Source organism: Pseudarthrobacter sp. TAF60_1, from assembly GCF_052113505.1.
Taxonomy (GTDB): Bacteria; Actinomycetota; Actinomycetes; order Actinomycetales; family Micrococcaceae; genus Arthrobacter.
The window spans coordinates 1-24,320 of record NZ_JBFRDI010000019.1; the positions used below are offsets into that span (position 1 = coordinate 1).

At 63.7% G+C, this 24,320-nt stretch carries 25 protein-coding genes and 4 pseudogenes; 15 read left to right on the forward strand and 14 right to left on the reverse strand.

Annotated features, from left to right (window positions below; genetic code table 11):
* From AB4Y73_RS18305 to AB4Y73_RS18325, 5 genes and pseudogenes are all read right to left on the reverse strand, one after another.
* Nucleotides 1-263: pseudogene (locus tag AB4Y73_RS18305) on the reverse strand (HNH endonuclease signature motif containing protein); the annotation flags it as partial.
* Between the two features lie 224 nt (nt 264-487).
* Nucleotides 488-1,183 (reverse strand): DUF2510 domain-containing protein, encoded by a 696-nt coding sequence (locus tag AB4Y73_RS18310; protein ID WP_441873713.1) that lies wholly within the window; start codon nt 1,181-1,183, stop codon nt 488-490.
* A gap of 187 nt (nt 1,184-1,370) precedes the next feature.
* A complete protein-coding gene (locus AB4Y73_RS18315) occupies nt 1,371-1,850 on the reverse strand; it encodes a hypothetical protein (RefSeq protein WP_441873715.1) in 480 nt (159 codons plus the stop codon).
* Between the two features lie 111 nt (nt 1,851-1,961).
* The gene (locus AB4Y73_RS18320) at nt 1,962-2,228 is read right to left on the reverse strand and encodes a GlsB/YeaQ/YmgE family stress response membrane protein (RefSeq protein ID WP_441873717.1); all 267 of its coding nucleotides are present in this window, start codon (nt 2,226-2,228) and stop codon (nt 1,962-1,964) included.
* Between the two features lie 135 nt (nt 2,229-2,363).
* Complete coding sequence (locus tag AB4Y73_RS18325) at nt 2,364-3,197, reverse strand: aldo/keto reductase (protein WP_441873719.1); 834 nt, start codon at nt 3,195-3,197, stop codon at nt 2,364-2,366.
* 130 nt (nt 3,198-3,327) lie between these two features.
* On the opposite strand from AB4Y73_RS18325, the gene AB4Y73_RS18330 reads away from it, so the two are divergent.
* Nucleotides 3,328-3,717: a nuclear transport factor 2 family protein gene (locus AB4Y73_RS18330; protein ID WP_441873721.1), complete on the forward strand. Its 390-nt coding sequence runs from the start codon at nt 3,328-3,330 to the stop codon at nt 3,715-3,717.
* A 5-nt stretch (nt 3,718-3,722) separates the two neighbouring features.
* On the opposite strand, the gene AB4Y73_RS18335 is transcribed toward AB4Y73_RS18330, so the two are convergent.
* From AB4Y73_RS18335 to AB4Y73_RS18345, 3 genes are all read right to left on the reverse strand, one after another.
* Nucleotides 3,723-4,760, reverse strand: coding sequence for an NAD-dependent epimerase/dehydratase family protein (locus AB4Y73_RS18335; protein WP_441873723.1), 1,038 nt, complete (start codon nt 4,758-4,760; stop codon nt 3,723-3,725).
* On the reverse strand, nt 4,757-5,728 hold the full coding sequence (locus AB4Y73_RS18340; protein ID WP_441873725.1) for an aldo/keto reductase: 972 nt from the start codon (nt 5,726-5,728) through the stop codon (nt 4,757-4,759). Before AB4Y73_RS18340 ends, AB4Y73_RS18335 begins: the two co-directional genes overlap by 4 nt.
* 85 nt (nt 5,729-5,813) lie before the next feature.
* Nucleotides 5,814-6,635: an aldo/keto reductase gene (locus tag AB4Y73_RS18345; protein ID WP_441873727.1), complete on the reverse strand. Its 822-nt coding sequence runs from the start codon at nt 6,633-6,635 to the stop codon at nt 5,814-5,816.
* 208 nt (nt 6,636-6,843) lie between these two features.
* On the opposite strand from AB4Y73_RS18345, the gene AB4Y73_RS18350 reads away from it, so the two are divergent.
* On the forward strand, nt 6,844-7,068 hold the full coding sequence (locus AB4Y73_RS18350) for an SDR family oxidoreductase (RefSeq protein WP_441873906.1): 225 nt from the start codon (nt 6,844-6,846) through the stop codon (nt 7,066-7,068).
* Here AB4Y73_RS18350 and AB4Y73_RS18355 read toward each other — a convergent pair.
* From AB4Y73_RS18355 to AB4Y73_RS18365, 3 genes and pseudogenes are all read right to left on the reverse strand, one after another.
* A pseudogene (locus AB4Y73_RS18355) lies at nt 7,043-7,554 on the reverse strand (recombinase family protein); the annotation flags it as partial. The gene AB4Y73_RS18350 and the pseudogene AB4Y73_RS18355 sit on opposite strands and share 26 nt — an antisense overlap.
* A gap of 58 nt (nt 7,555-7,612) precedes the next feature.
* Complete coding sequence (locus AB4Y73_RS18360; protein WP_441873729.1) at nt 7,613-8,461, reverse strand: LysM peptidoglycan-binding domain-containing protein; 849 nt, start codon at nt 8,459-8,461, stop codon at nt 7,613-7,615.
* An 868-nt stretch (nt 8,462-9,329) separates the two neighbouring features.
* Nucleotides 9,330-10,016 (reverse strand): GntR family transcriptional regulator, encoded by a 687-nt coding sequence (locus AB4Y73_RS18365; RefSeq protein ID WP_441873731.1) that lies wholly within the window; start codon nt 10,014-10,016, stop codon nt 9,330-9,332.
* A 161-nt stretch (nt 10,017-10,177) separates the two neighbouring features.
* Here AB4Y73_RS18365 and AB4Y73_RS18370 point away from each other — a divergent pair, with 161 nt between their 5' ends.
* The 5 genes and pseudogenes from AB4Y73_RS18370 to AB4Y73_RS18390 form a co-directional block, all read left to right on the forward strand.
* Nucleotides 10,178-11,845: an L-lactate permease gene (locus AB4Y73_RS18370; RefSeq protein ID WP_441873733.1), complete on the forward strand. Its 1,668-nt coding sequence runs from the start codon at nt 10,178-10,180 to the stop codon at nt 11,843-11,845.
* Between the two features lie 142 nt (nt 11,846-11,987).
* Nucleotides 11,988-13,157, forward strand: a complete 1,170-nt coding sequence (locus AB4Y73_RS18375) for a glycerate kinase (protein ID WP_441873908.1) — start codon at nt 11,988-11,990, stop codon at nt 13,155-13,157.
* A 166-nt stretch (nt 13,158-13,323) separates the two neighbouring features.
* Nucleotides 13,324-13,562 (forward strand): annotated as a pseudogene (locus tag AB4Y73_RS18380) (pyruvate kinase); the annotation flags it as partial.
* 44 nt (nt 13,563-13,606) lie between these two features.
* On the forward strand, nt 13,607-13,735 hold the full coding sequence (locus tag AB4Y73_RS18385; protein ID WP_441873910.1) for a hypothetical protein: 129 nt from the start codon (nt 13,607-13,609) through the stop codon (nt 13,733-13,735).
* Nucleotides 13,696-13,809: pseudogene (locus AB4Y73_RS18390) on the forward strand (AAA family ATPase); the annotation flags it as partial. The gene AB4Y73_RS18385 and the pseudogene AB4Y73_RS18390, both read left to right, overlap by 40 nt.
* A 116-nt stretch (nt 13,810-13,925) precedes the next feature.
* On the opposite strand, the gene AB4Y73_RS18395 reads toward AB4Y73_RS18390, so the two are convergent.
* Both AB4Y73_RS18395 and AB4Y73_RS18400 read right to left on the reverse strand, forming a co-directional pair.
* Entirely contained in the window at nt 13,926-14,135 is a 210-nt protein-coding gene (locus tag AB4Y73_RS18395; RefSeq protein ID WP_185262315.1) for a dodecin, read from the reverse strand.
* A gap of 102 nt (nt 14,136-14,237) precedes the next feature.
* Nucleotides 14,238-14,942 (reverse strand): FadR/GntR family transcriptional regulator, encoded by a 705-nt coding sequence (locus AB4Y73_RS18400; RefSeq protein WP_441873736.1) that lies wholly within the window; start codon nt 14,940-14,942, stop codon nt 14,238-14,240.
* A gap of 144 nt (nt 14,943-15,086) precedes the next feature.
* On the opposite strand from AB4Y73_RS18400, the gene AB4Y73_RS18405 reads away from it, so the two are divergent.
* From AB4Y73_RS18405 to AB4Y73_RS18440, 8 genes are all read left to right on the forward strand, one after another.
* A complete protein-coding gene (locus AB4Y73_RS18405) occupies nt 15,087-16,607 on the forward strand; it encodes a four-carbon acid sugar kinase family protein (protein WP_441873738.1) in 1,521 nt (506 codons plus the stop codon).
* Between the two features lie 37 nt (nt 16,608-16,644).
* On the forward strand, nt 16,645-17,547 hold the full coding sequence (locus tag AB4Y73_RS18410; RefSeq protein ID WP_441873740.1) for an NAD(P)-dependent oxidoreductase: 903 nt from the start codon (nt 16,645-16,647) through the stop codon (nt 17,545-17,547).
* A gap of 62 nt (nt 17,548-17,609) precedes the next feature.
* The gene (locus tag AB4Y73_RS18415; protein ID WP_441873742.1) at nt 17,610-19,076 is read left to right on the forward strand and encodes a GntP family transporter; all 1,467 of its coding nucleotides are present in this window, start codon (nt 17,610-17,612) and stop codon (nt 19,074-19,076) included.
* A complete protein-coding gene (locus AB4Y73_RS18420) occupies nt 19,076-19,942 on the forward strand; it encodes a class II fructose-bisphosphate aldolase (RefSeq protein WP_441873744.1) in 867 nt (288 codons plus the stop codon). The genes AB4Y73_RS18415 and AB4Y73_RS18420 overlap by 1 nt, the downstream gene beginning before the upstream one ends.
* Before the next feature lie 55 nt (nt 19,943-19,997).
* Nucleotides 19,998-20,405 (forward strand): DUF1304 domain-containing protein, encoded by a 408-nt coding sequence (locus AB4Y73_RS18425; protein WP_441873746.1) that lies wholly within the window; start codon nt 19,998-20,000, stop codon nt 20,403-20,405.
* 101 nt (nt 20,406-20,506) lie between these two features.
* Nucleotides 20,507-21,826 carry an acyltransferase family protein gene (locus AB4Y73_RS18430; RefSeq protein ID WP_441873748.1) on the forward strand — a complete coding sequence of 440 codons (1,320 nt, stop codon included), beginning with the start codon at nt 20,507-20,509 and terminating at the stop codon, nt 21,824-21,826.
* 44 nt (nt 21,827-21,870) lie between these two features.
* Complete coding sequence (locus AB4Y73_RS18435; protein ID WP_441873750.1) at nt 21,871-22,200, forward strand: GNAT family N-acetyltransferase; 330 nt, start codon at nt 21,871-21,873, stop codon at nt 22,198-22,200.
* Nucleotides 22,201-22,359: 159 nt separating this feature from the next.
* Entirely contained in the window at nt 22,360-23,118 is a 759-nt protein-coding gene (locus AB4Y73_RS18440) for an SDR family NAD(P)-dependent oxidoreductase (protein WP_441873752.1), read from the forward strand.
* Here the strand turns inward: AB4Y73_RS18440 and AB4Y73_RS18445 are convergent.
* Nucleotides 23,086-24,186, reverse strand: coding sequence for an FUSC family protein (locus tag AB4Y73_RS18445; protein WP_441873754.1), 1,101 nt, complete (start codon nt 24,184-24,186; stop codon nt 23,086-23,088). The two genes, AB4Y73_RS18440 and AB4Y73_RS18445, sit on opposite strands and share 33 nt — an antisense overlap.
* Nucleotides 24,187-24,320 lie beyond the last annotated feature (134 nt).

A 24,320-nucleotide genomic window follows, 5' to 3' on the forward strand; every position in this document is an offset into this window, starting at 1 on the left:
ATGGCCTGGGTGCGGGTCCGGTCCACGGCCCCTGCGGCGAGGATCTGCAGGTAGTCCACGGACCGGGAGAGCTCCTCGGCCTGGGCGGCGAATTCGGCGGCCTCGGCATAGCCTGCCATGGCCAGCTGGTCCGGGGCGGCAGCGACTGCAGCTCGGACCACCGCGATCGCCGCTGTCATGCTTACCGGCGCAGGAACACCGGGGCGCGTCAGCACGGCGGTACTGCCGCCGTTCCCCGCGAGCTGCGCCGTCAAAGCCTCCATGGGAATACACTGCCTCGAGGCACTGACATTTTGGCCGCCGTCGGACATTCCCGGGTAGGAAGCTCCAGAAACAGCTGTAAGTATCCGCAATGGTGTGGCAGTTGCCGTCGTCGTGCCGGGGCCTTGGCCCTCATGGTCCCCAAGGGCAGCCGGCGGGGGAACTAAGTTCCCGGATCCCAGAGCTTCCAAGGGATGGAGCTCCACGAAAGTCAGTGCCCTCCGGCTCAGGCCGGAATGGTTGCGATCGACGACATCAGCGCGGACATCTTGATGTTTGCCACCACGATGTTGAGGACGACGACGCCGATCAGTACCCAGATAGGCGCCAGCCCGCGGCCCCTGGCGACCTTAGCCATGATCACCGATCGCCCGATGACGTACACGGCGTTGCTGAGGAAGCTCCAAGCCCAATGGAACGGCCTGACGACGCCGTCACGCTTCAGCCGCTGGGAGTCAAAGTAGGCAAGCAGCACCGAAGCCGCGTACGTGGCGAAGCCCGAGAAGAGGATCAGGAAATAGGCGGGAGTGAACAGTGACCATGGGTCCAAAGTCCGCTGCCGGCCCACAAAAATGAACCTGAATTCCGGCGTCCAGAGCAGCAGAAGAACAGTGGACAGCAACGGAAGAAGGGTGATGACCCAAATCAGCGGGTTGTACACCGGAGCGTCGCGCCTCAGGAGAGGACGTTGAAAACCAGCGGGGACGTTCGCATGAGGTCCCGCCGGATAACCGCCCGCAGCGTAGGGACTGGCCCCTGAATAGGGGCTGGTGGCGGCTGGCCAGCCATAAGGGACTTGCGGGGGCGGGGTGCTGAACTGGTCGGTCCAGGCGGAGCCGTCCCACCAGCGGAGCCGTCCGGTGCCGGCAGGATCTGTGTACCACCCCGCGGGTGCGGCCGGGATGTTGCCTGAAGTGCTCATGTGTACTCCCGAATATCCCGGCCGGCCACGTGGGCCCCGTTGGTTGCCATCACCTGAGACGCCACCGGCCGCCGCGTCCCCCAAGGATCGCGACGGCCAGCAAGGTCAATCAGTTGTAGCACAGTTCCCGCAGGGCTTTGTGTCACGCGGCGGCGGTGCCGTCACGTACCCGTAAGGAAACGATGGATCAATCCCGCCGAGGATCAACGTTCGTGGCTGCGCCGGCGGGAGTGGCACCGCCCTCGTCGGACCAGTCTTGGCCGTGGTTATCGTTGAGCGCAGGATCGGATTCAACATCCGAGGTCCCCAGGTTCACCGTTTCCGGGTGGGTGCTGTGGGCGGGGATGTGGTCCCCGGCGGTGCCCGACGCACCCTGCAAGGCGCCGGCGTCGGACGTCTTTGCCTTGCCATTGGCGGACGCGTCGTGGTGGACGGCGGAACCGATCACGGTGCCCGCCCTGCGCGCGGCCTCGCCAAGCTGATCCGCAACCCCGGGAGCCTTTTCCTTGATGGCTTCCGTGGCGGCACTGACCTTGTCCTGGACGGGCTTACTGTCCCAGATGCCTGCTGCCCTGGACTTCAACTTGTCGTACGCTGCGCGGCCGGACCGTGATCCCAAAACGTAGCCTGCGGCGATACCAATACCCAAAAGAAGTTTCGATTTCATAATGAACTCCTGCCCGTTGAGAAGGTTTCAATCCCCGGCACAATCGGCCGGAGGGAAAGAAAACCGGCCCAGGGAAATGTCCCAAGGCCGGTCTTCAAGCCGGTGATGAAGTTAGCTGCGGACGCTGCGCTTCGTGACCAGGCCGTAGATCAGCAGCACGATGATCGAGCCGACGATCGCGAGCAGCCAGGTCTGGATGGAGAAGAAATCCTGCAGCGGCGCGTTGAAGAGCAGGCTACCCAGCCAGCCGCCGAGGAACGCTCCGACTACACCGAGAAGCAGTGTGATGAAAATTCCGCCACCCTGCCGGCCGGGAAGGATCGCCTTAGCGATAGCACCGGCAATAAGGCCAAGAATCAGAAATCCAAAGAAGCCCATTTTTGTCGTTCCTTCTTCCTAAGTCAGGGAGGTGCCCGGATCCCGGGTACGCTTCATCCCTCTGCCTCAATACTAATCATGCTTACTTTCTTTTCGCCACTCTGGATCCACCTGAGGGTCCGGTTAGGGGGCCTCTCAGTGCCCTGTTCGGTCCGAATCGTTCCCGGCGCCGGGACCCTCGTCCAGGACCGCAAGTTCCGCTAGATCCTGCGGATTCAGGGCGAAATCAAACACCTCCAGGTTCTGCCGCATGCGCTCCGGATTTGCCGATTTTGGAATGACCACAAGTCCATGCTCAATATGCCAGCGCAACACCACCTGGGCCGGCGTTTTGCCGTATTTTTCACCGAGTTGGGTCAAGATGGGAGCTTCCAACAGGCTCGCTCCGGAACCTCCCAGCGGACTGTAGGACTCCGTGACTATTCCATGCTGAGTGTTGAACTCACGATCAGCGGTCCGGGTGATGGCCGGGCTCAGCTGGACCTGGTTCACGGCCGGCACCACGTCCGTTTCGGCCAGGAGCCGCTCCAAGTGGGCAGGCTTGAAGTTGGAGACGCCGATGGACCGGACTTTCCCCTCAGCCTGCAGCCGTTCGAACGTCTTCCAGGTCGAGACGAAATTGTCGCGCGCCGGGAGCGGCCAGTGAATGAGCAGGAGGTCCACATAGTCCAGTCCCATGCGGCTCAGCGATCCTTCCAGCCCCGCCACAGCCCGGTCATTACCCTGAAACTCACCGTCCAGTTTGGTGGTCACAAACAGTTCGCCGCGGTCAACGCCACTGTTGCGGATTCCGTTCCCCACGCCTTGCTCGTTGCCGTATTTCACGGCGGTGTCGATGTGCCGGTACCCGGCTTCCAGGGCATGTACGACGGCGGTTGCGACCTGGCGGTCGTCCAGCGGCCAGGTGCCGAGCCCCAGCTGCGGGACGGTGTGGCCGTCGTTGAGTGTGATGAGCGGTGAGAGTGTCATCTCACCAGTCTGCCCCGAATCACGCCGTGAAGCTTGCCGGTTCGCCGGGTTGACCGTGGCGCACCCGGAGCTTCCGGAGGACAATTCAAGTGTTGGCGTTCCACCGAAATAATCAGGAAATCAGGGCAGAATGAGTGAACCAAGCGCTAATGAAAACGTGGTCAGCCGGTTAATCGAGTGCATCAACGAACGCCACATCGAGGTTATGGACGAGCTGTTTCACGACGACGCGGTGATGCACTGGCCGCAGTCCGGCGAGGTCGTGCGAGGCGCGGACAACCGGCGCGGGATCTACAGCGCCTTCCCGCAATTGCCCACCATTACGCCGCGAAGGATGACGAGCGGCGGGACCCTGGTGGTGGCCGAAGCCCTGCTGGACTACAACGGGCCGAAGTACGAAACGGTGTTCATCTTCGAGTTCCGGGACGGAAAGATCGCCAAGGAGACAGCGTACTGGAGTGAAGCCTTCAACGCGCCCGAATGGCGGGCCCAATGGGTTGAAAAAGACCCCGTGGACTGAAAAGCCTAGCGCGCGCCCCGCGCCCAACTGATCAGCCGGTCGCTCAATGCCATGAATTCGTGGTCGACCACTTGCAGCTCCGGGCGGCTGTCGTACCAGTTGACGATCTCCCGGGTTCCGTCCGCGAAAGGAATGGTGGCCGTGTAGCCGGGCACCAGGGCTTTGATCTTGGAATTGTCGAACACTACCGAGTGAGCCCGGTCGCCGAGCAGGCTGGGCCCGAGGTGCGGGCTGTAGCCGGTACTTTGGGCGGCAATCGTTTCGGAGGCGACGTGGACCAGGTCCGGCTCGGAAACCCCGGCCGCCCGCGCAAACAGGCCGTAGATCTGGTTCCAAGGCAGGTATTCATCGGAGGTGATGGTATAGCTTTCGCCCACTGCCTGCGGCCTGCCCAGCAGCCCAACGAACGCCTTCGCGAAGTCGCGGGTGTGCGTCACCGTCCAGAGCGAGGTACCGTCGCCGTGCACCATAACCGGCTGGCCGGCGCGCATGCGGTGAATGTCCGTCCAGCCGCCCAGCAGGCCGACTCTCGTGTGGTCGTAGGTGTGTGACGGGCGCACCACAGTGACCGGAAAATCGTCAGAGCGATAGGCCCCGAACAGCACGTCCTCGCAGGCGATCTTGTCCCGCGAATACTGCCAGAACGGGTTTTTCAACGGCGTGGATTCGAGGATCGGCAGCCGGGTGGGCGGCTTTTGGTACGCCGACGCCGTGCTGATGAACACGTACTGGCCGGTCCGGTCCCGGAAGTTTTCTATGTTGGCCCGCGCCTGATCCGAGGTGAAGGTCAGGAAGTCCGCAACGGCGTCGAACTCCCTCCCCGCCAGCACGCCCCGCACGGCCTCCCCGTCACGGATGTCGGCGTGCAGGACCTCCGCACCATCAGGTACGGATCTGGCGGATTGGCCGCGGTTGAGGATGGTCACCCGGTGACCGAGCACGACGGCGCGTTGAGCCGCTGCTGCGCTGATCACCCCCGTGCCACCGAGGAAGAGGAGGTTCCGTGGTGCCACGGTGTCGGCGTCGGGACCCAAAAGGTTCACCAGGCGTAGTCTTCCGGTGCCGGACGGTGGCCCGGGAAGATGCCATCGAGTTTCTTGAGTGCTGCGTCGTCGAGCGTGACGTTCAGAGCCCGGATGGCGGCGTCGAGCTGTTCCTGCGTACGAGGACCTACGATCGGTGCGGTTACCGCGGGCTGGTGCAGCAGCCAGGCAAGCGCGACGTCGCCGGGTTCGTGGCCCAGTTCGTCAGCGAAGTCCTCGAACTGCTGAATCTGTTCGTGGTGGCTCTTGAGCGTCTCCGCGGCCCGTCCTTCCGCGCGCCGGACGCCCGCGCGTTCCTTCTTCAGCACCCCGCCGAGGAGCCCGCCTTGAAGCGGGGACCACGGGATCAGGCCCAGCCCGTACTGCTGTGCTGCGGGAATGACTTCAAGCTCAACTTCACGGCGGAACAAGTTGTAGATGGACTGCTCGCTGACCAGCCCAGTGTAGTTCCGGCGGCGGGCGGCTTCCTGCGCCTGCGCGATGTGCCACCCGGCGAAGTTGCTGCTGCCCGAGTACAGGATTTTGCCCTGCTGGACGGCAACCTCGGTAGCCTGCCAGATCTCGTCCCACGGGGTGTCCCTGTCGATGTGGTGGAACTGGTACACATCAACGTAGTCCGTCTGCAGGCGCTTGAGGCTGGCATCCAATGCGCGCCGGATGTTGAGTGCGGACAGCCTGGACTCGTTGGGGCGGTCCGTCATGGTGCCGTACAGCTTCGTGGCCAGGACGGTCCGTTCCCGGCGCTCGCCACCTTGGGCGAACCAGCGGCCGATGATCTCCTCAGTCCAGCCGCGGTGCCCGGCTCCGCCGTAAACGTTGGCCGTGTCAAAGAAGTTGATGCCGGCGTCCAGTGCGGAATCCATGATCTTGTGAGCGTCAGGTTCGCCGGTGTGCGGGCCAAAATTCATGGTGCCAAGGCACAGCCGGGACACCTTCAGGCCGGAACGTCCAAGACGGGTGTATTTCACAGGGATCCTCACTAGCCGGAATTGGTTGGTGACAGGTTCAACCACCCGGGCCTGCCGGGGTTATCCGGCAGGCCCGTCAGCGGTTCTAGAGCTGCGAGAAAGCTGCGACGGCGGGATCCGAACCGATGCGCGCACCCCGCTCGAGGGCGGTGATCGAGGCGAGTTCGTCGTCGGTCAGTCCCAGGGACGTGGCGGCGAAGTTCTCTCGCATGCGTGCCGAGTCAGCTGACTTGGGAATGACGATGGTGCCGGCGGCGAGGTGCCAGGCCAGGACCACCTGGGCGGTGGTGGCGTGGTGGGCCTGCGCCACCGCGGTGACAGCGTTTCCGTTCAGGTCTCCACCCTGGCCAAGGGGGCTGTAGGCCTCCACTGCTATCCCCAGGGCACGGCTCTTGGAAGCAAGATCGGCCTGCTGGTAGCTGGGGTGAAGTTCGATTTGGTTCACCGCGGGAACAACATCACTGGCTTCGAGCAACGTGTCCAAGTGGTCGGAAAGGAAGTTGGAGACCCCGATGGCGCGGACCTGCTCACCTGAATACAGGTGCTCCATTTCCTTCCATGCCTGGACAAAGAGCCCCTGCGAGGGAACAGGCCAGTGGATGAGGTAAAGGTCCAGGAAATCAAGTTTCAATGCCTCGAGGCTGTCCTGGAACGCGTCCTGTGCCCGGCCCTGGTCGCCGTTGCGGAGCTTGGTGGTGATGAAGAGTTCTTCGCGCGGAATTCCGGAGGCTGCGATCGCCGCACCGACGCCGGCCTCGTTGCGGTACGCGGCCGCGGTATCGATGTGGCGGTAGCCGGCTTCGAGGGCGTCCTCGACGATTCGCTGCGTGTCTTCCGGTGGCACCTGGAAAACGCCGAAGCCGAGCTGGGGAATGGTGACGCCGTTATTCAGGGAGATGTCAGTCATAGGTGACTCCTTTGTTGCTGCAAAGTGGTTCCCGGGGCCGAGCCGCACTGGAAACCGTTTTCGGAAATGTTCCAACTACGAGCCTATGCATTTTTTGGGCTCGCGTCAGCCACTTCGCCGACCGCAGGCTGCACCGGCCGCCGATAGCGCCCACCGGCGATCCTCACAGTGGTTTTGATCGCTGTTTTGCACCGTCAAACGCGGCAGCATCTTCGGCAAGAAGCCGCATACCGGCGTCGATTACGGTCTCAGCAAGGCATTCGTGATCTGGTGCACCCGCTCACTCGCAGGCTCGTTCGGCAGCAAAGGTGCCCGCGTCGTCTCGGCCTCGCCTGGAAGCTTCGACACCGCGATGGGACAACTCGAGAAAGACCACGGCGCGTCCGAATTCCTGCAAGTCTCCGCCCTCAAACGCTGTGACTTTCGGCGATAAATGGCGGTCTTTTCGCGGCGCTATTTGTCACCTGGGCGGTTGGCGTTGCTCTTTGGATGGCGCGGTAGACCGTATAGCGAGCGATGCCGAATAGTTCGGCAATCTCGGTGGTGGTGTGCACCCCGCCTTGGTGGAGGCTAACGAGGTGCGCCTCTTGGGCTTTCGAGAGCTTTGGTTGTTTCCCTCGCAGCCGGCCCCTAGCTTTTGCCACTGCCATTCCTTCCCGCGTCCTGGCGCGGATTAGGTCGGCTTCGAACCCAGCAACCATGCCTAGGACGTTGAATTGCAGCTTCCCTACCGGATCGTGAGGGTCATAGACGCTGCCGCCAAGGTTGAGGCAACCCCTTTGCGGGAGAGCTCGTCCGCGATGTCCCTAGCGTCGGGCAGCGACCGAGCGAGGCGATCAAGCTTGGTCACGACAAGGGTGTCTCCGTTTCGACATGCGGCCAGGGCTTTACCAAGACCGGGCCGTTCGCGTTGGGTGCCCCGATTTCGACACTTCCCATGGGCGCCCCGTAAAGCATCCCTTGCAAACGGGCGAACGTCAGGGCCCGGGTTTGTTAATGGGCTTGTCCAGCGCCACGCTGATGGTCTGCCCCGGCGCAAGTTCGCCGTTGGGCAGGTCTGTGAAGTCATACCAAGCCCCGGCCGTGCCCGTGCTCGGACGATTGGCCGATCGCAGGTCAGTCACGCCGAAGCGGAATGAAACTTGCCGCTCGATGTCCCCGGGGGCGGTGGTGTAGGTCAGCGGAATGCCCTGGGCGTCTGCGGTGGACGTTCCTTGTGCGCCCTCGATTTTCAGTTCGCCGGGTATCAGTCGAACCTTCGTGCCGGCAGGGATGGGCTGATCCGCCGACAGCGAGGGGTTGTACATCAGGATCTGTGCCGTGGTTGAGCGAAACTTGTAGCCCAGGCTGTCGAACGAGTCACCGTCCACCGTCGTGTAGAAGACAGTTTGGCCGAACGAGTTGTTGACCTCTGTACCGGACCCGGAGCGGCTGTCCACCGGCTTCTTCTGCAGCTGAATGACCTTGCCGGCCTGGATGAAGAAGACGTTCCCCTTTTCGTAGGTGAACGGGACCTTGTTCGCTTCCGCCAACTGCTCAGAGGTCAGGTTGAACCTGTAGGTGATGCCAGCCAAGCTGTCTTCGGGCTCTATCGTGTAACCCGTTGGAATGCCGTTTGCGTCAATCGTGGCAGCCCCCTGGGCGCCCGGCATGGGACCGGCCGGAATTAACCGGAGCCGTGTGCCCGGGCTGAGGGGAGTTCCGGGCTGGAGGCCGTTAAACCCGGCGACCTTCGCCTCGGATAGCTTGTACGCCGCCGCCACGGCCGGGAGAGTGTCGCCTGGAACGGTGGTGTAGAAGTCCGCGTTGCCAAACGAGTCCTGCACGGTTTCTCCACTCAGGGCAGGCTTCGCGGCGGAAGACGCAACCGCAGCGGGGGTGGCCTGGACGGCGGCCGGTTCCGCCTGGGTTGGAGCGCCCGCGTAAGTGCACCCGGCCAGTCCCAGCGACAGCACAACAAGTAGCGCTGGCCGAACCAGGGGCAGGCCGGTCCCCGTCTTTGATGTACTACCAGTTCCCACCATGGATATGCCCCCCGTAGCCGAGTCAAGGCCCACAACGGACCAAAAGCGAGCCTAGCGGATGAACCGTGAGCCCACGGAAACATTGGACTGGTTTCCAGTCGGGGGTGTACCCGCCAACACCGGCTGGGCCTCCAACCCGTTTTGATATCGGCCAAGAGCTGCTGGAAAACCAGCGTAAGGCTGCAGAGGAGCGGCTTAGAAGTGAATTACCTTGGAGCCGGCCGTGCTGAAGTGCCTGAATAGATGCTGACGGCGTTCGGTGAAGGATCCCCTTGCGGGCCGCACCCGGCGCCAAATAGCGCCGCAAAAAGGCCGCCATGTGGCGCCGAAAGTCACACTCAAACGCTTCGGTCAGCCCGAAGAGATTGCCGCCGTCCCTGCCTTCTGCGCGACTTAAGGGCCTGGCTACCTCACCGACACCGACGTTCTCGTCGACGGCGGTACACGCGCCGGGCAGGAGTTCAGAAAGAAGCGCTGAACCCGGCCGACGTCCACTGCTATGTGCCAGATAGTGGTCCCTTATCTGCGACAGTCAAAAACGACTAGAGATATCGACCGTTTCTGACAAGAATCTCCCAATCTTGCGCCGTTAGCTGGCGCAGGAGGACGCTTCACGCAGCATTCGATGTCCAGCTTCTTGCTGGCTTCTGGGATTGAGAGCAGAAGTTTTTCACCCCAGCTGTGACTCGACCTCGGCTTCGGGACCCGGCTCTCCGCCGATAGCAGCTACAAGGCGCTCGCGGGGTCTGGCTAGATGCACGTCCAGGAACTCCGCCGCCGCTGCCCCGTTGCCTTCTTCGATAAGTTTTAGCAACTGGCGGTGCTCTTTGATGATGCGGTCTGGTTGGACAAGGTGGAGTCCTTGGATCTGTGCCATGCACAGCTTGACCTGGGAAATTAGGGAATCGTACATCCGGCTGGTCCTAGGGCTGTCCAGCCCTCCAACCAATGCCAGATGGAAACGCATGTCGGGGTCGACGATATCGATCCCTGATCCGCCACTGATCCGTTCGAGGTCTTCTTGTGCCGCTAAGGCGGCCGCCGGCACCGTTTTCGTCTCTGCTAGGTGGAGAAGAGCGGCTTTCTCCAGTCGCGCTCTGGTCCTGTAGATGTCCCGGACGTCGTCCGGGGTGAGGGTTACGACACGTGCCGTTTTGTTGGAGCGGCGTTCCAGGAGTGACTCTGCAACGAGCTTTTCGATAGCTGCCTTCGCTGTTGGCCTTGCGACCTCATAGGTGGCGGCGACTTCGACTTCCTTGAATGAAGCGTCCGGCGGATACTCCCCGCGCAATATCCGGGATCGTATGTCGTCTGCAATTGCCTCCACCAAGGAAACGGTAAGCAGGTGGGTAACCATCGGTGCTCCTTCGCTCTGCTTCATGATACGAAAGCATTGCAGGCAAGTACACTTGCCTGACATGTAATCTTGTTAGACAAAGTGACCTTTGTGGGATCTAATTGTTGCTCGGATCACAGCGGCCTATCCGGGCTGCCCCTGTCTCAATGAGGAGATCACGCATGTTTGAACAAATCCTGGCCCCGGTAGGGGAGTCCTTAGTCTTGTCAGCGTTATTGGCAGCAACACCTCTAGCGGTGCTATTCGTACTGCTGGGCGTTTTCCGCGTCAAGGCGCACAAAGCAGCGCTGACGTCATTGGTGCTGTCGATGTTGACAGCCGTCTTTGTCTGGCAGATGCCGGTTTCGCAGCTTCTCAGCGCTACGGGAGAGGGCATCCTTTATGGCCTGATACCGATCTTGTGGATACTGATGAATGCGCTGTGGATCTACAAGTTGACCGTCGTTTCCGGCTGGTTTGAGGTCCTCGGGGCGCGTATCAGGCGGATCTCCAACGATCAGCGCGTGCTGGCCATCATTATCGCGTTTTGTTTCGGGGCCCTTTTGGAGTCCTTGGCCGGCTTTGGTGCCCCGGTTGCTATTTCCGCAGCCATGTTGATGGCGGCAGGAATGAAACCTCTGAAGTCCGCGCTCGTGTCGCTGTTGGCAAACACCGCCCCGGTAGCATTTGGTTCGATGGCGGCTCCGATCGTCACCCTTGCTGCGGTCACCGGAATCGACATGCACACGCTGTCGCAGATGGCAGGTAGGCAGACCCCGTTCGTCGCCGTGATCGTTCCGCTCATTCTTGTCTTCCTGGTAGACGGGCGGCGTGGATTGCGCGAAACCTGGAAGATCGCGTTGGTAGCGGGTCTTGTTTTCGGTCTGGCTCAGTTCCTGACGGCGAATTACATCGCTGCCGAGCTGACGGACATCGTTGCCTCCGTGGCCACAATTCCGGCTGTGCTGCTGGCTCTGCGCTGGTGGAAACCGAAGACCGAGCTTGTCTTCGAAGAGGCTGGAACGGACAGCAGGATCGCTCCACTTCCCGGGGCAGGAACGGTGCACCGCGGAATGGGGGCAACTCTCACGGAAGTCCCTCAGTCAACCCGCCGGTCGACTTTCCTTTCCGTAATGCCTTACCTCGTCATCATCACGGTTTTCGCCGTCAGCCAGATCCCGGCCATCAAGTCCTGGCTTTCGTCCGTCGGGTCGGTAACGTTCGCATGGCCCGGACTGAACGTGACGGATGCTTCCGGTAAGGCAGTGGCGGCGCAAACCTTCAAGCTGGAACACCTTAAGGCAACCGGCACGTTGCTGTTGATTTCGGGCATCATTGTCACGGCCAGCTATAAGATCAGCTTCCGCCAAGCACTTACAGCGTACAAGGACACTCTGGTCCAGCTGCGCTTCACCATTGTGACCGTCATGTCCGTATTGGGGCTTTCGTTCGTAATGAATCTCTCTGGCCAGACCGCAAGCCTCGGATTTGCCCTCGCTTCAGCCGGCGGATTGTTCATCCTTTTCTCACCTGTCATCGGCTGGCTGGGCGTTGCCATCACCGGTTCGGACACGTCATCCAACTCCCTGTTCGGCCTTTTGCAGGTAACTGTTGCCGGACAGGCAGGGCTCGACCCTGTCCTGGCAGCAGCAACAAACTCTTCTGCAGGCGTGCTCGGCAAAATGCTGTCTCCGCAAAACCTCGCCGTCGCGGCTGCGGCAGTAGGACTTGCCGGGCGCGAAGGTGACATCTTCCGCAAACTTATCGGCTGGAGCCTTGCGTTGCTGGTCCTTTTCACCGCCCTCGTATTCCTGCAGTCCACACCGATTCTCGGCTGGATGGTCCCCTGACATGCCCTCAAGCCCCTTGCTTACCACCCAGGCACAAAGTCGCGCCGACATGCGGCAGGACCCCCAAGACAGCACGAAACAGGCCGGAATGAATCACTACCAACAGATGCACGGACAGGCACCTCGCGAAGGTAAGGAGGCAGTGCCATTGTCCCTGCACATTCTCATCGCACCGGACAAGTTCAAGGGTTGCCTCACTGCTGCGGAGGTTTCCGCCGCTATTCGGGCAGGGATCGAATCAGCTTCTGGTGCCCGGAACATCCACGTTTCGGAACTGCCACTGGCTGACGGCGGTGACGGAAGCGTGGAAGGAGCAGAGCTGGCGGGATTTTCTTCAAGGACACTTACGGTTCACGACGGTGATGGACAGCCACGCCAGACGCGGATCGCATACGACGGGATGACCGCAGTGGTGGAAGTTGCAGCCACCTGCGGGCTCGCAACGCTCAGGGATGGACTCCGTCCACTCCAAGCTTCAAGCCGGGGACTGGGCGAGGCCATCCGTGCCGCCGCCACACTGCAGCCGGGTCGTCTAGTTGTGGCGCTCGGCGGCAGCGCCAGCACCGACGGAGGAACGGGAATGCTCGCTGCATTGGGGGCCGAATTCCGAGATGATCAAGGCAACATCATTGACCCCTGCGGCGGGGATCTGGGGCGCATCGCGGACATCGACCTGACCAATCTGCTCGATCTCAGCGGCATCGAACTGGTGGGCGCCAGCGATGTAACCAACCCGCTCACAGGACCCGACGGCGCCGCCCAGGTGTTCGGTCCGCAGAAGGGGGCAACCTCGGAAATGGTTGGCACCCTGGACGAGGGGCTCGTGAACTTCGTCGAAACCCTCCAACGAGTCCCGGGTAGTACTGCCGCGGAACTCGCAGAGCAACCGGGCGCCGGAAGCGCCGGTGGAATTGGCTTCGGAGTCCTCCTTCTTGGAGGCACCTTGGTATCAGGGGCTGACTATTTCCTCGACCTGCTGAACTTCGACGCGCATGTGGCCGCGGCTGACCTTCTCATCACCGGTGAGGGGCGTCTTGACGCTCAAACCGTAGACGGCAAACTTATCTCCGCTGTCTGCCGCCGGGCGAAGCAGACCCCGGTCTGGGCCGTAGTGGGATGTTCAGACCTACAAGCCTCAGATGCCCACGCACTGGGCCTGGAGCACACTGTCGCACTTACGGACATCACTTCTCAAGACACAACACATGACCCGGTAGGCGCGGCGCAGGTTTTAAAGCAGATCGGGCGCAACATTGTCCAAGCACTCGGTGACCCAACCCCTCACGCACAAACGCCAGCCGCAGCATCCTAACCCCCCTTGAGTCATTTCCCTGAGGGGCGGTTGCACATGACGCAGCCGCCCCGCTTCTCTCCCAACCCTTTGAGGATTCCCGTGCCCCCACTGCATGCGCTGAATAGTTATCGTCCGCCTACAAAACAGTGCTGCAGTTCCACGACGTTGAAGGGGCGGACACAGTATGAGACGCGCAAAAATTGTGGGTACGTTTGGCCCGGCAATTGCCAGCTACGAGAACACCCTGGCTGTGCTGGAGGCCGGAGTTGACGTCGCGCATGAACATGAGGCACCGCGATTACACCGTGCATGACAACACCTACGGGAAGGTCCGGAAGGCTGGAGCGGGCCTCGGGGAAGACCGTGGCGATCATGGCCGACATTTTCACCATCACCACCGAGGACGTTCCCGGCACCCAGGAGAAGGGCATCAAACTTCCTGTGCCCTCGATGGTGCAGACGCGGTCATGCTGTCCGGTGAGATTAGCGTGGGCAAGTACCCGATCGAAACGGTCAAGACCATCACCCGTGCCGCCGTCGAAATCGCCGACCAGGGCTCCCCGAGCGGCTCTTCCCCCAGATCACTCGTGTACTGAAAATCAACCAGATCGCAACCATCACCGACGACGTCATCGAAGCAGCCGCCAGCACACTCGTCATCGTCAACTAACGACAAAGAGCGCCAACAAAACACCGCCAAAAAGCTCCTAAGTCCGCCGGTTAAACACTGGTGGCCGCGTTTGGGGCGCGGCCACCAGGTATGCCATCGGTTATGAGCAGCCGGGGTCAGCCTTCGTGGCGGAAGCCCAGCTTGACCCGCACCTGCCAGTCGGCAACCTTGCCGTCCTCGAGGTGGCCGCGAATTTCCTTCACTTCAAACCAGTCAAGATTGCGCAGGGTCTTGCTGGCTTCGGCGATGCCGTTCCGGACCGCTGCGTCGACGCCTTCTTCGGACGTGCCAACAATTTCAGTAATGCTGTACGTGTGATTGGACAACTTCGCTCCTCGTGATCGCCTTCGATTCCCGGTTGCGGGCCGTCCTTGAACCCTAGTAGCGATTTCCGGGCATGGCCAGAGCCCGGAGCGTTGCCAACAGCGTCAGGGTGCCTCCAGAACCAGGTTCTTGAGGTCATCCAAAGTTTGCTGCATGTGCGAATCCATGGCTTCGCGGGCCTTGGCGGGGTCGCGCGATTCCAACGCCTTGGCAATGTTTTGGTGGTGACCGATGGCGTGCTCCTGGATGGTGCGCACGGCCGACGTTTCCGCGCGGCGTTTTTCGAGCACACGCTGCAGGGGCTCGAAAAGGACGGCAACAAAAACGTTTTCCGAAGCGCGCAGGATGAGGTCGTGGAAGGCGAGGTCGGCCTCGACAAACGCTGCCACGTCGTTGACTTCATGTGCAGCCCGCATTGCGGCGACATTGCCGAACAGCGCCTCGATGTCCCCGCTGCTGATCCGGGTGGCGGCCAGCTCGCAGGCTCCCGTTTCCAGCATCCTTCGGAGCTCAATAAGTTGCACCGAGGCCACGGCCTCGTTCTGCCCCTCAGAGGCGGCGCGCAGCACAGCTTCCAGGGAGGCCCACCGGTTTAGCGGGTTCACAAAGGTGCCGCGTCCACGTTCCACGCTTAGGATGCGCTGCGCCTCAAGGGTCTTCATGGCTTCGCGGACGGTCATGCGGCTGACCTCGTGCTTGGCGCTGAGCTCAAGCTCGCCGGGCACGCTGGATCCGGGCGGGAAATCCCCGGCGATAATCCGGTCCAGGAGGTCGTCGGCAACAACGCCCACCAGTGATTTCCGTGCCATTTGTCCCCCTATGCCGCCGTCGCCAGATGTCTGACAAGTCTACTTGCGCGTTTGAATGTGCTGTGCCACACTATTTGAAATGTTAGATGTCAGACATCTTACAGATATCTATCGAGACCATGAATACCCACAACGGAGTGCATAGTGACGCTTGAAGCAGACCTCCTGGCCGCCTTCCCGGCCGAAGTCCGGATTCCCGCCAGCCTTGTGGCCGACACCGTAGCCGCCTCCAATGCGGAGACGCCTCGCATGCTGGTAGTGCTCGACGACGACCCCACCGGCACGCAGTCCGTTGCGGACTTGCCGGTGCTCACCCGCTGGGATGTCGAGGATTTCATTTGGGCTTTTGGGCAGGCCAAGCCCGCCGTCTACGTGCTGACAAACTCCCGGAGCCTGGACCCGGCAGAGGCTGCTGTCAGGAACGAGGAAGTGGTCCGCAACGCCTTGGCCGCGGCCGACTCCGGCCTGCGGCTGGGCTTTGTGAGCCGCAGCGACTCCACCCTCCGCGGCCACTACCCCCTTGAGCCCGACGTCATCGCCGCCACTGTGGCCGAGGTCAGCGGCGAAGCGACCGACGGCGTAGTCCTGGTTCCCGCGTTCCCCGACGCCGGCCGCGTGACGATCGGCGGCGTGCACTACACCCGCGGTACGGGCGATGATGCATGCACGCTCACCCCCGCGGCGCAGACCGAATTCGCCAAGGACGCGAGCTTTGGCTACGTAAACTCCGAACTGGCCAAGTACGTCGAAGAGAAGTCGAAAGGCCGCTTCGCCGCGGAATCGGTGATCGTCCTGGACCTAAACATCATCCGTGCCGGTGCAGCCAGCGCGGGCACCGCAGGAAACCCCGACGGCGACACAGCTGTCAGCGCGGCCATCAGCGCCAACGCCATCGCCGACGCCATCGCTCCCGCCACGAACTCCACGCCCATCGTGGCCGACATCGTCACCGAAAATGACCTCCGCGTGCTCTCCCTGGGCCTGGAAGAAGCCGAACGGCGCGGCAAGAAGCTGCTGTACCGCGTGGGGCCGCCGTTTGGCCGCGCCCGGATCGGCCAGGACATCCGCACCGAGCTCAGCGGCGCCGAGGCCTACGCCGGCAACACCCCCTCGGAGGCGGGCGGCCTGATTGTCGTCGGCTCCCACGTTGGTGTCACCACCCGCCAGCTCAAGGCCCTCACTGAGCAGCACAGCGCGGCGCGGATTGTGGAGATCGACGTCGAAAAGCTTCTGGCCGCCGAAACCGAAACGGCTGCCGACTCGTACCTGGACCAGATCGTCAGCGCCGTCGTGGACTCGCTCCACGGCGGAGACGTTATCGTCCACACCAGCCGCCTGCTCATCAAGACTGACGACCCAGCCGAAAGCCTGCGGATCGCACGCACGGTGTCCGCCGCCGTCGTCGCCGTAGTCAACCGGACGCTCAAGACCTTCCCGCCGCGGTTCGTCATCGCCAAGGGCGGCATCACGTCCTCCGACGTCGCCGCCCACGGCTTGGAAATCCGCCACGCGATTGTCCGCGGCCCCATGCTGCCGGGCATCGTCTCCCTCTGGGAGCCCGTGGACGGCCCCGCCAAAGGCATCCCGTACATCGTGTTCGCCGGCAACGTGGGCGACGACCAGTCCCTCGCCGATGTCACCCGCAAGCTCAGCAACACTTTCTAGCCCACCGGCTCCACCCCAGTATTCAAAGGAGAACACCATGACCAGCAACTACACCGTCACTGTCCTGGGCCTCGGCGCCATGGGCCTGCCCATGGCCACCCGCCTCGCGTCCCAGCTGACCGTCCACGGCTTCGATATCGCCGAGCCGCGCCTGAAGCTCGCCGAAGAAGCCGGGATCGCCACCTTCAGCACCGCCCGCGAAGCGGCCAAGGGCGCCGACGCCCTCCTCCTCGCGGTCCGCAACGGCGAACAGCTCAACGACGTGCTCTTCGGCGAGAACGGCGTGGCCTCCGTCCTGGAGCCGGGCGCCGTCGTGATCCTCGGCAGCACCGTGGGCACCGAAGCCATCCCCGCCACCGTCGCCAAGCTGGCCGAATACGGCGTCGAACTCGTGGATGCCCCCCTTTCGGGCGGCCCCAAACGTGCCGGCGAAGGCGACCTGCTCATCGTGGTCGGCGCGTCCCCCGAGGCCCGCGAAAAGGCTGCGCCCGCGCTGGAACTCCTCGCCTCCACCCTCACCGTGGTTGGCGACAAGCCCGGCGACGGCCAGGCCCTCAAGACCGTCAACCAGCTCCTCTGCGGAATCCACATCGCCGCAGCCGCCGAGGCCATGGCCCTCGCCGACGCACTCGGCCTGGACCAGGCCAAAACCCTCGCCGCCCTGGAGGCCGGCGCCGCAGGTTCCTTTATGCTCTCCAACCGTGGTCCCCGCATCCTCGAGGCCTACACCGAGGAAGGTGCCGAGGTCCTGTCCCGCCTGGACATCTTCGTCAAGGACATGGGCATCGTGGGCAAGGCCACCCGTGCAGCCGGCCTGGCAGCCCCCGTTGCCGCCGCAGCCGAGCAGCTCTACCTCCTCGGCCAGGCCCAGGGCCTCGCCGCGGCAGACGACTCCGCCGTCATCAAGGTGGTTGCCCCCACCAAGCGCACCACCAACTAACAACTCGCCAGAGCCATCCTGCCCGTCTTCTGGAAGACTGGCTTGTCAAAGGAGACACCCGTATGAACCCCTTAATTAGCTCTCTGATGGTGGGGGCGGCCGACACCCCAGCCATCAAACCCGCAGTGGAGCTGGGTACCCCACTGCTCCTCACCATCGCCGCCGTGGGCGTTGCCCTCCTGCTGGTGATGATCATTCGCTTCAAGATCCAGGCCTTCGTGGCACTGCTGACAGTCAGCATCCTGGTCGCCGTGGCCGCTCAGATCCCGCTGCAGGACATCTTCACCGTGGTCTCCAGCGGCGTCGGAAGCACCATGGGCAAAGTGGCAATCCTCATTGCTCTCGGTGCTGTGCTGGGCCGGATGATTGAAGTGTCCGGCGGTGTCCAGTCCCTCGCTGACCACTTCACCCGCAAGCTTGGGGCCAAACGCGTCGCTGTGGCACTCACCGCCGTCGGGTTCCTGGTGGCCATTCCGGTCTTCTTCGAGGTGGGCATCATCGTGCTGGTGCCCATCGTCTACGCCTTTGCCAAGATCGCCAAGGTCCACCCGGTCAAGTTCGGCCTGCCCATGGCCGGCATCATGCTCTCCATCCACGTCGCCGTCCCGCCACACCCCGGAATCGTTGCCGGTGCAGGGGTTCTCGGCGCCGACATCGGCCTCATCGCCCTGATCTCGCTGGTGATCTGCGTGCCCCTGGGCTTCCTGTCCTACTGGGTGGCCTCCATCATGAACCGCAAGGACTACGAACTGCTGCCTGCCGTGAAGACGCAGGTGGAGGAATTCGGCACCAAGTCGCTTGTCAAGGTGGGCCACGACGGCCCAGGCGCCTCCGCCATTGCCCCGCCCCGCCCGGGCCTGATCATCTTCCTCATCGCCGCCCCCATCGTGCAGATCCTGCTCGGAACCCTGGGAACCCTCATGATCCCCAAGGACAATTCCTGGTACGGACTTGCAGCGTTCATCGGCAACCCGTTCTTCGCCCTCTTGGTCGCTGTGGCGCTGTCCTTCTTCCTGCTTGCCGTCCGCCGCAACTGGTCCTTGAGGGAAACCGGTGAAATCTTCGAGGGCGCACTTCCGCCCATCGCCTCCATCCTCATGGTCGTAGCTGCAGGCGGCGTCTTCGGCAACGTGCTGCAGGTCTCCGGCATCGGCGGCGCGCTGTCCAAGACCCTGGACACGCTGGGCGTGCCCCTGCTGCTGCTTGGTTTCATCATCTCGCTGGCGCTGCGCGCCGCGCAGGGTTCGGCCACGGTTGCGATCGTCACCACCACAGGCCTGCTGAGCGCTGCGGTCAGCAGCGGCGGTTACACGCCGGCGCAAATCGCGGTCATCGTCATCGCCATCGGCTTCGGTGCCCTGGGCCTCTCCCACGTGACGGATGCCGGGTTCTGGGTGGTGGTCCGCTACTACGGCCTCACCGTTTCGGACGGCCTCAAGACCTGGACCGTCCTCACCACCGTCCTGGGCGTCGCAGGCTTCCTCCTGACGTACGTGGCCTGGATCCTGGTAGGAGGCCTGGGGGTCTGATGCGCACCCGACTCGACCACCTGGTTACTACGGCCCTGCAGCAGGGCTCGGCTGTTCCGGCGTTCACGTGCTACGACTTCACCACTGCCCTTGCCGTGGTGGGCGCCGCCGAGGACGCGGGCCGGGGCGTCATCCTGCTGGTGGCCCCCAAGACGGCCGCAACACCCAACGGACTGCGGCTGATCGCCGCGCTCCGCGGCCTGGCAGATGCCGCGTCAGTGCCCGTCGCGGTGCAGCTTGACCACGCTTCTGACCTTAAGGTGATGGCCGACGCCGTCGCGGCGGGGGCGGATTCGGTCCTCGCGGACGGTTCATCCCTCCCGTACGAGGAGAACATTGCACTGGTTCGTGAGGCGCGCTCTCTCCTGGGTGCCGACGTCGTGCTTGAAGCCGAACTCGGCGGGCTGGCCGGCGACGAGGACCGTGCCTTCGGGACTGATCCCTCTGGTGCTGACTCCGCCGGCGTGGCCGTCGCCGGCCTGACCGACTCAGCCCAGGTGGAGGACTTTGTGGCCCGAACGGGCGCCCAGCTGCTGGCCGTCGCGGTGGGGAACGTGCACGGCAAGTACAAGGGCGAGCCGCAGCTGCGCTGGGACGTCCTTCAGGACATTGCCGTGCGGACCCACATCCCGCTGGTGCTCCACGGCGCGTCAGGCATTCCAGCGGACGAGCTGGTGAAGGCTGCAGCCATGAACGTGGGCAAGGTCAACTTCAATACCGAGCTCCGCACGGGCGTGCTGTCCACGCTCCAGGAGCGGCTGCCGGCGCACCGGGCCGACGGCGAGAACCTCCAGGGCCTGCTGGGCCACTGGAACACCTCGGCCAAGCAGTTCGCAGGGGCGGCGTTGGGGATGCTCACCCGCTGAGTTTTCGGTGCGTGCCGAGCGGTTCGGCGCGGGGGAGGGAGGCTAGGATCAGCACATGATCCTGGCCTCCCTCCTTTTTGCGTTCATCGCTGCGGCCCTGCACGCCTATATCTTCACCATGGAGTCCGTCACCTGGACCAGGCCGGCCACCTGGAAGCGTTTTGGCCTCAACTCCCAGGCCGACGCCGAAACCACCAAACCGCTGGCCTACAACCAGGGCTTCTACAACCTGTTCCTGGCCGTCGGCGCCTTCATCGGGGTGGGCTGCGTGGCGTTCGGCGCCGTCGGCTCCGCGCAGCACGTGGTGGGCTGGACCCTCATCTTCAGCTGCTGCGGCTCCATGCTCCTCGCCGCCGCCGTACTTGCCCTCACGGGGCGGAAGTACCTCCGCGCGGCGGTTCTGCAAGGCACGACGCCGTTTCTCGCCGTCGTCCTCGGCATCCTGGCGGTGGCGGCAGGCTAAGACGCGCAGTCACGGGTTCCTCCGCCTTCTGGTTGTCGCCACGCCCGGCGCGCACAATGTAGAAGGGACAACGGCATTCAGGCGCTTGTTGAGGATTGCATGTGAGCGATGTCAGGGAACAGGGGCCATCCGGGCAGCAGCGCGGGGCGGCGCACGAGCGCGACCTGGGCATCGACCTTGTCCGTTTTGTCTGCCTCGCCCTGGTAGTGGTGGGCCACTGCATGATGGTCAGCCCGGTCCTGCATGCGAACGGCACGGTGACCTCCGAAAACACGCTGGGGGACCAGCCCTGGTTTGAGCCGGTCATCTGGATCTTTATGGTGATGCCGCTGTTTTTTGTGACAGGCGGGACCACCGGTTTGCAGTCCTGGCAGCGGCTCAAGGCCGGCGGCGGCAATGGCTTCGAGTTCGCCCAGGTGCGGCTGCTCAGGCTGGTCCGCCCGGCGGCTGCGCTGCTGGCGGTTATGTTCGTCGGGCTGTGGGCCGCGCTGCTGGCGGGTGTGGACCCGCAGGTGGTCCAGCTGATCGCCACCGGCGCCGGCATGCCACTGTGGTTCCTGGCGGCCTACCTTGCCGCTCAGCTGAACATCCCCTTGCTCGCCCGCTTCCACGCCCGCGCTCCCTGGCTGACCATGGCCGTCCTGGCCGCACTGGTTGTTACTGTGGACTGCTTCCGCGGCACTGTGCCCCTGCTCGCTTACGCGAACCTGGTGTTCCTCTGGTGCGCCGTGCAGCAGGTGGGTTTCCTGATGGCTGACGGCCACTTCGCCCGGCTCACCACCTCCGGTTTGGTGGGACTGGTCGTCGCGGCCAATTTGTTGCTCGGCGTGGTGACCGGGCTTGGCCTCTACACGGGAAACATGCTGGTCAACCTCAACCCGCCGAATCTCTGCCTGTTCCTGCTGGGCGTGTCCCAGGCCGCCGCACTCCAGCTCTTCCGGCCCGGGCTTGAGTGGGTTTCCCGGGTGCGCTGGGTGCGGGCGGTGGTGATGCTCGCCGGGCGCTACGCCATGACGGTGTACCTGTGGCACCTGCCTTTGCTGGCAGCCATGTCCGGGCTCCTTCTGCTCACCGACTTCCCCAAACCGGCGGCCGGGACAGCCGAATGGTGGTGGGCGCGGCCGCTGGTGCTTCTTGGAGTAATCACCCTGCTGCTGCCCGTGGTGGCGGCGTTTGGGCGCCTTGAGGACCGCCCGGCGTCGTCCCTCCACGCCCGCGGCAGGCCCGCACCAGCGGTGGTGACGGCCGCCGTAGTCATCTTCATTCCGGTGGCAGACGCCGCGTTCAACGGGCTGACGCTGGGACTGTTGGGAGGGGGTGCGGCCTGTTTTGCGCTGGCCGTCCTGCTGCTGGGGAGGGTGCCGGATCGGGTCACCGGCGAGGAGGCCGGAGCGGGTGCCGTCCGTGCTCATCGGGGGTAGGCGCGGCCATTGCCAGCGGGGCCAACTAGTGCCAGTGTCGAACCATGACTGAGAACATGATTTCCACAGAGGATGAGTTCAGCCCCGCCGTTTCACTGGCCCGGGATGATGAGCATCACCGTTACGAGCTGAGAGTCGGCGGGAAGATCGCCGTCCAGTCCTTCTTCGAGGACCGGCCCGGACACGTGGATTTCAGCCATACCGAGACCGCCGAGGACTTCAAGGGCAAAGGCCTGGGAAAGGTCCTGGCCCACTTCGCCCTGGACGACGTTGTGGCATCAGGCAAACGGATCATCCCGCATTGCCCGTTCATTGCCGGTTACCTCCGCCAGCATGAGGGCTACGAGCAGCACATCGACTGGCCGGAAGACTAACGCCCGTCAGCCCGATGACGCCTGTGCGTCGGATTCTGCTCCATCATTGGCCGGTTTGGCCATGGCTCGCCCATGAATACAGGCCGGGAGCGTGGGCATGGAGGATTGATGGCGCAGAACTCGACACCGGGGGCTGTCCGGTCCGGCTAGTCTGGGCGGATGACAACAACAGCTCTCGTCACCGGGGCCAGCGCCGGGCTCGGTGCCGAGTTTGCCCGGCAACTCGCAGCCCAGGGCCATCACGTGATTCTGGTGGCCAGGAACCGGGCCCGCCTTGAACAGACAGCCGCGGACCTCCAACAGCGGTACGGAACCACGGCGGAGGTGCTGCCCGCGGACCTGACGGACGACGCCGGGGTGGCCGCCGTCGTCGGACGCCTCACGGACGCCGCGCGGCCGGTGGCCATCCTGGTGAACAACGCGGGCATTGGCCTGTTGCGCGACTTCGAACAGAACAGCATCGCCGAAGAGAAGCGGCACCTCAAACTGCATTGTGGGGCGGCACTGGAGTTAACCCACGCCGTGCTGCCCGGGATGCTGGAGCGTGGCAGCGGCCGGATCATCAACGTGTCGAGTATCGCGGCGTTCCTGCCCCGGGGGACGTACGCAGCGGCGAAGGCCTGGCTGCTCAGCTTCAGCCGCTGGGCCGACCTGGCCTACGCGGCGCGCGGAGTGACCGTTACGGCGGTATGCCCGGGCCTGACGCACACCGAGTTCCATGATCGGATGGGCATGGACAAGGCGGTGGCACCGTCCTGGGCGTGGCTGACGGCGGAGCGGGTGGTGCGTGAAGGCCTCGCGGACAACCTCCGCGGAAAGGCGGTGTCCATCCCGTCGAAGCGCTACAAGGCAGTGGCGGTTGCCGCGCGGGTGCTGCCGGACCGGCTACTCACCGGGCCGGCGCGCAGGCCGAAGTAGCGGGAAACGAACTGCCCGCTGTTGCACCATTCGCTGGCGAACGGCCACCGCCACCAGGATTCCCACCACGGCGCCCACCAGGGTTTCCACGGCGCGCTCCAGGATCAGCACAGCCGGATCGATCGGTGCCGCAAGCTGGGTCATCAGCAGGATGACCGGTGTGAAGGACACCATGGCCAGCCCGTAGTGACGGGTCATGAACAGCTCGGTGGTGAACTGGAAAATGATGACCAGAATGCCGAGGACCAGCACCTGATGGGCGGCGAACAACGGTGCGAGGGCCCACGGTTCGTGCACAAGTACGACGGCGGCGACCGCCAACCCGAGGAAGGTCCCCACTATGCGGTGGATCCCTCGCCGCACCCGACTGGGGAAGTCCGCTCCTGCCAGGGGCACCGCAGCAGCTGCCATGGCCCAATGCGGATGCCCGCTGCCGCTGAGCACCCCGATGGTGCCGGCCAAGCCAACCGCCAGCGTGTATCGGGCCGCGTGAACCGCGGCAGCCCGGCCGGCTGCGCCGCGAAGGACCACCACGTCGCGGGCGGCCCCGCGCTGCCACGAACGGCCGCGGACCCAGCCGCCGAAGCCTACCGCCACGGAGAACGCTGCGGCCCCGGCGGCGATCAAGAGGGCAACATACCAAGGCACGGCTGTGGGGACGGAGGCGCAGGCGCCCAGGGCCAGGATGCCGAAGAACGGGCCGTTGGGCTTGAGCTTCACCCGGTCCGAATAGACCGAGCCGGCACCCGCCAAAACCGCCTCGACGCCCACCAGCCACCAGGAATGGAGGTGGTTGACGGAGAGGAAGACGCCCACCGCCGCCCCGCCGACGAGTACCAGGGCAGCCTGGGACTGGTGCCGAAGCCTCAACTGGTGCGGCTCGGACCGGCCATACATCCCGGTCAGGGCGCCGAACACCGCGTAGATGATCAGGTCCGCCCGGCCCACGAGCATAAGGATGAGTGACGGGACAGCCACGCTGGTGGCCACGCGTAGGGCTGCCAGATGGTCGTTGTTCGCAGGTTCCAGCCGGTGCAGGGCGTGCACCTGCCGCATGACGGACTTCACGCGGGCACACCACCTGTCATTGTTTTCTGCCCCGGGGCCGGGGCCTGCCAGTCGATTATCTCCCGGCGTCACCGCCTGCCGGGAACGGCTAAGGCCCGTTCTGTGTACTTCCCCCAAGGAAAGCACACAGAACG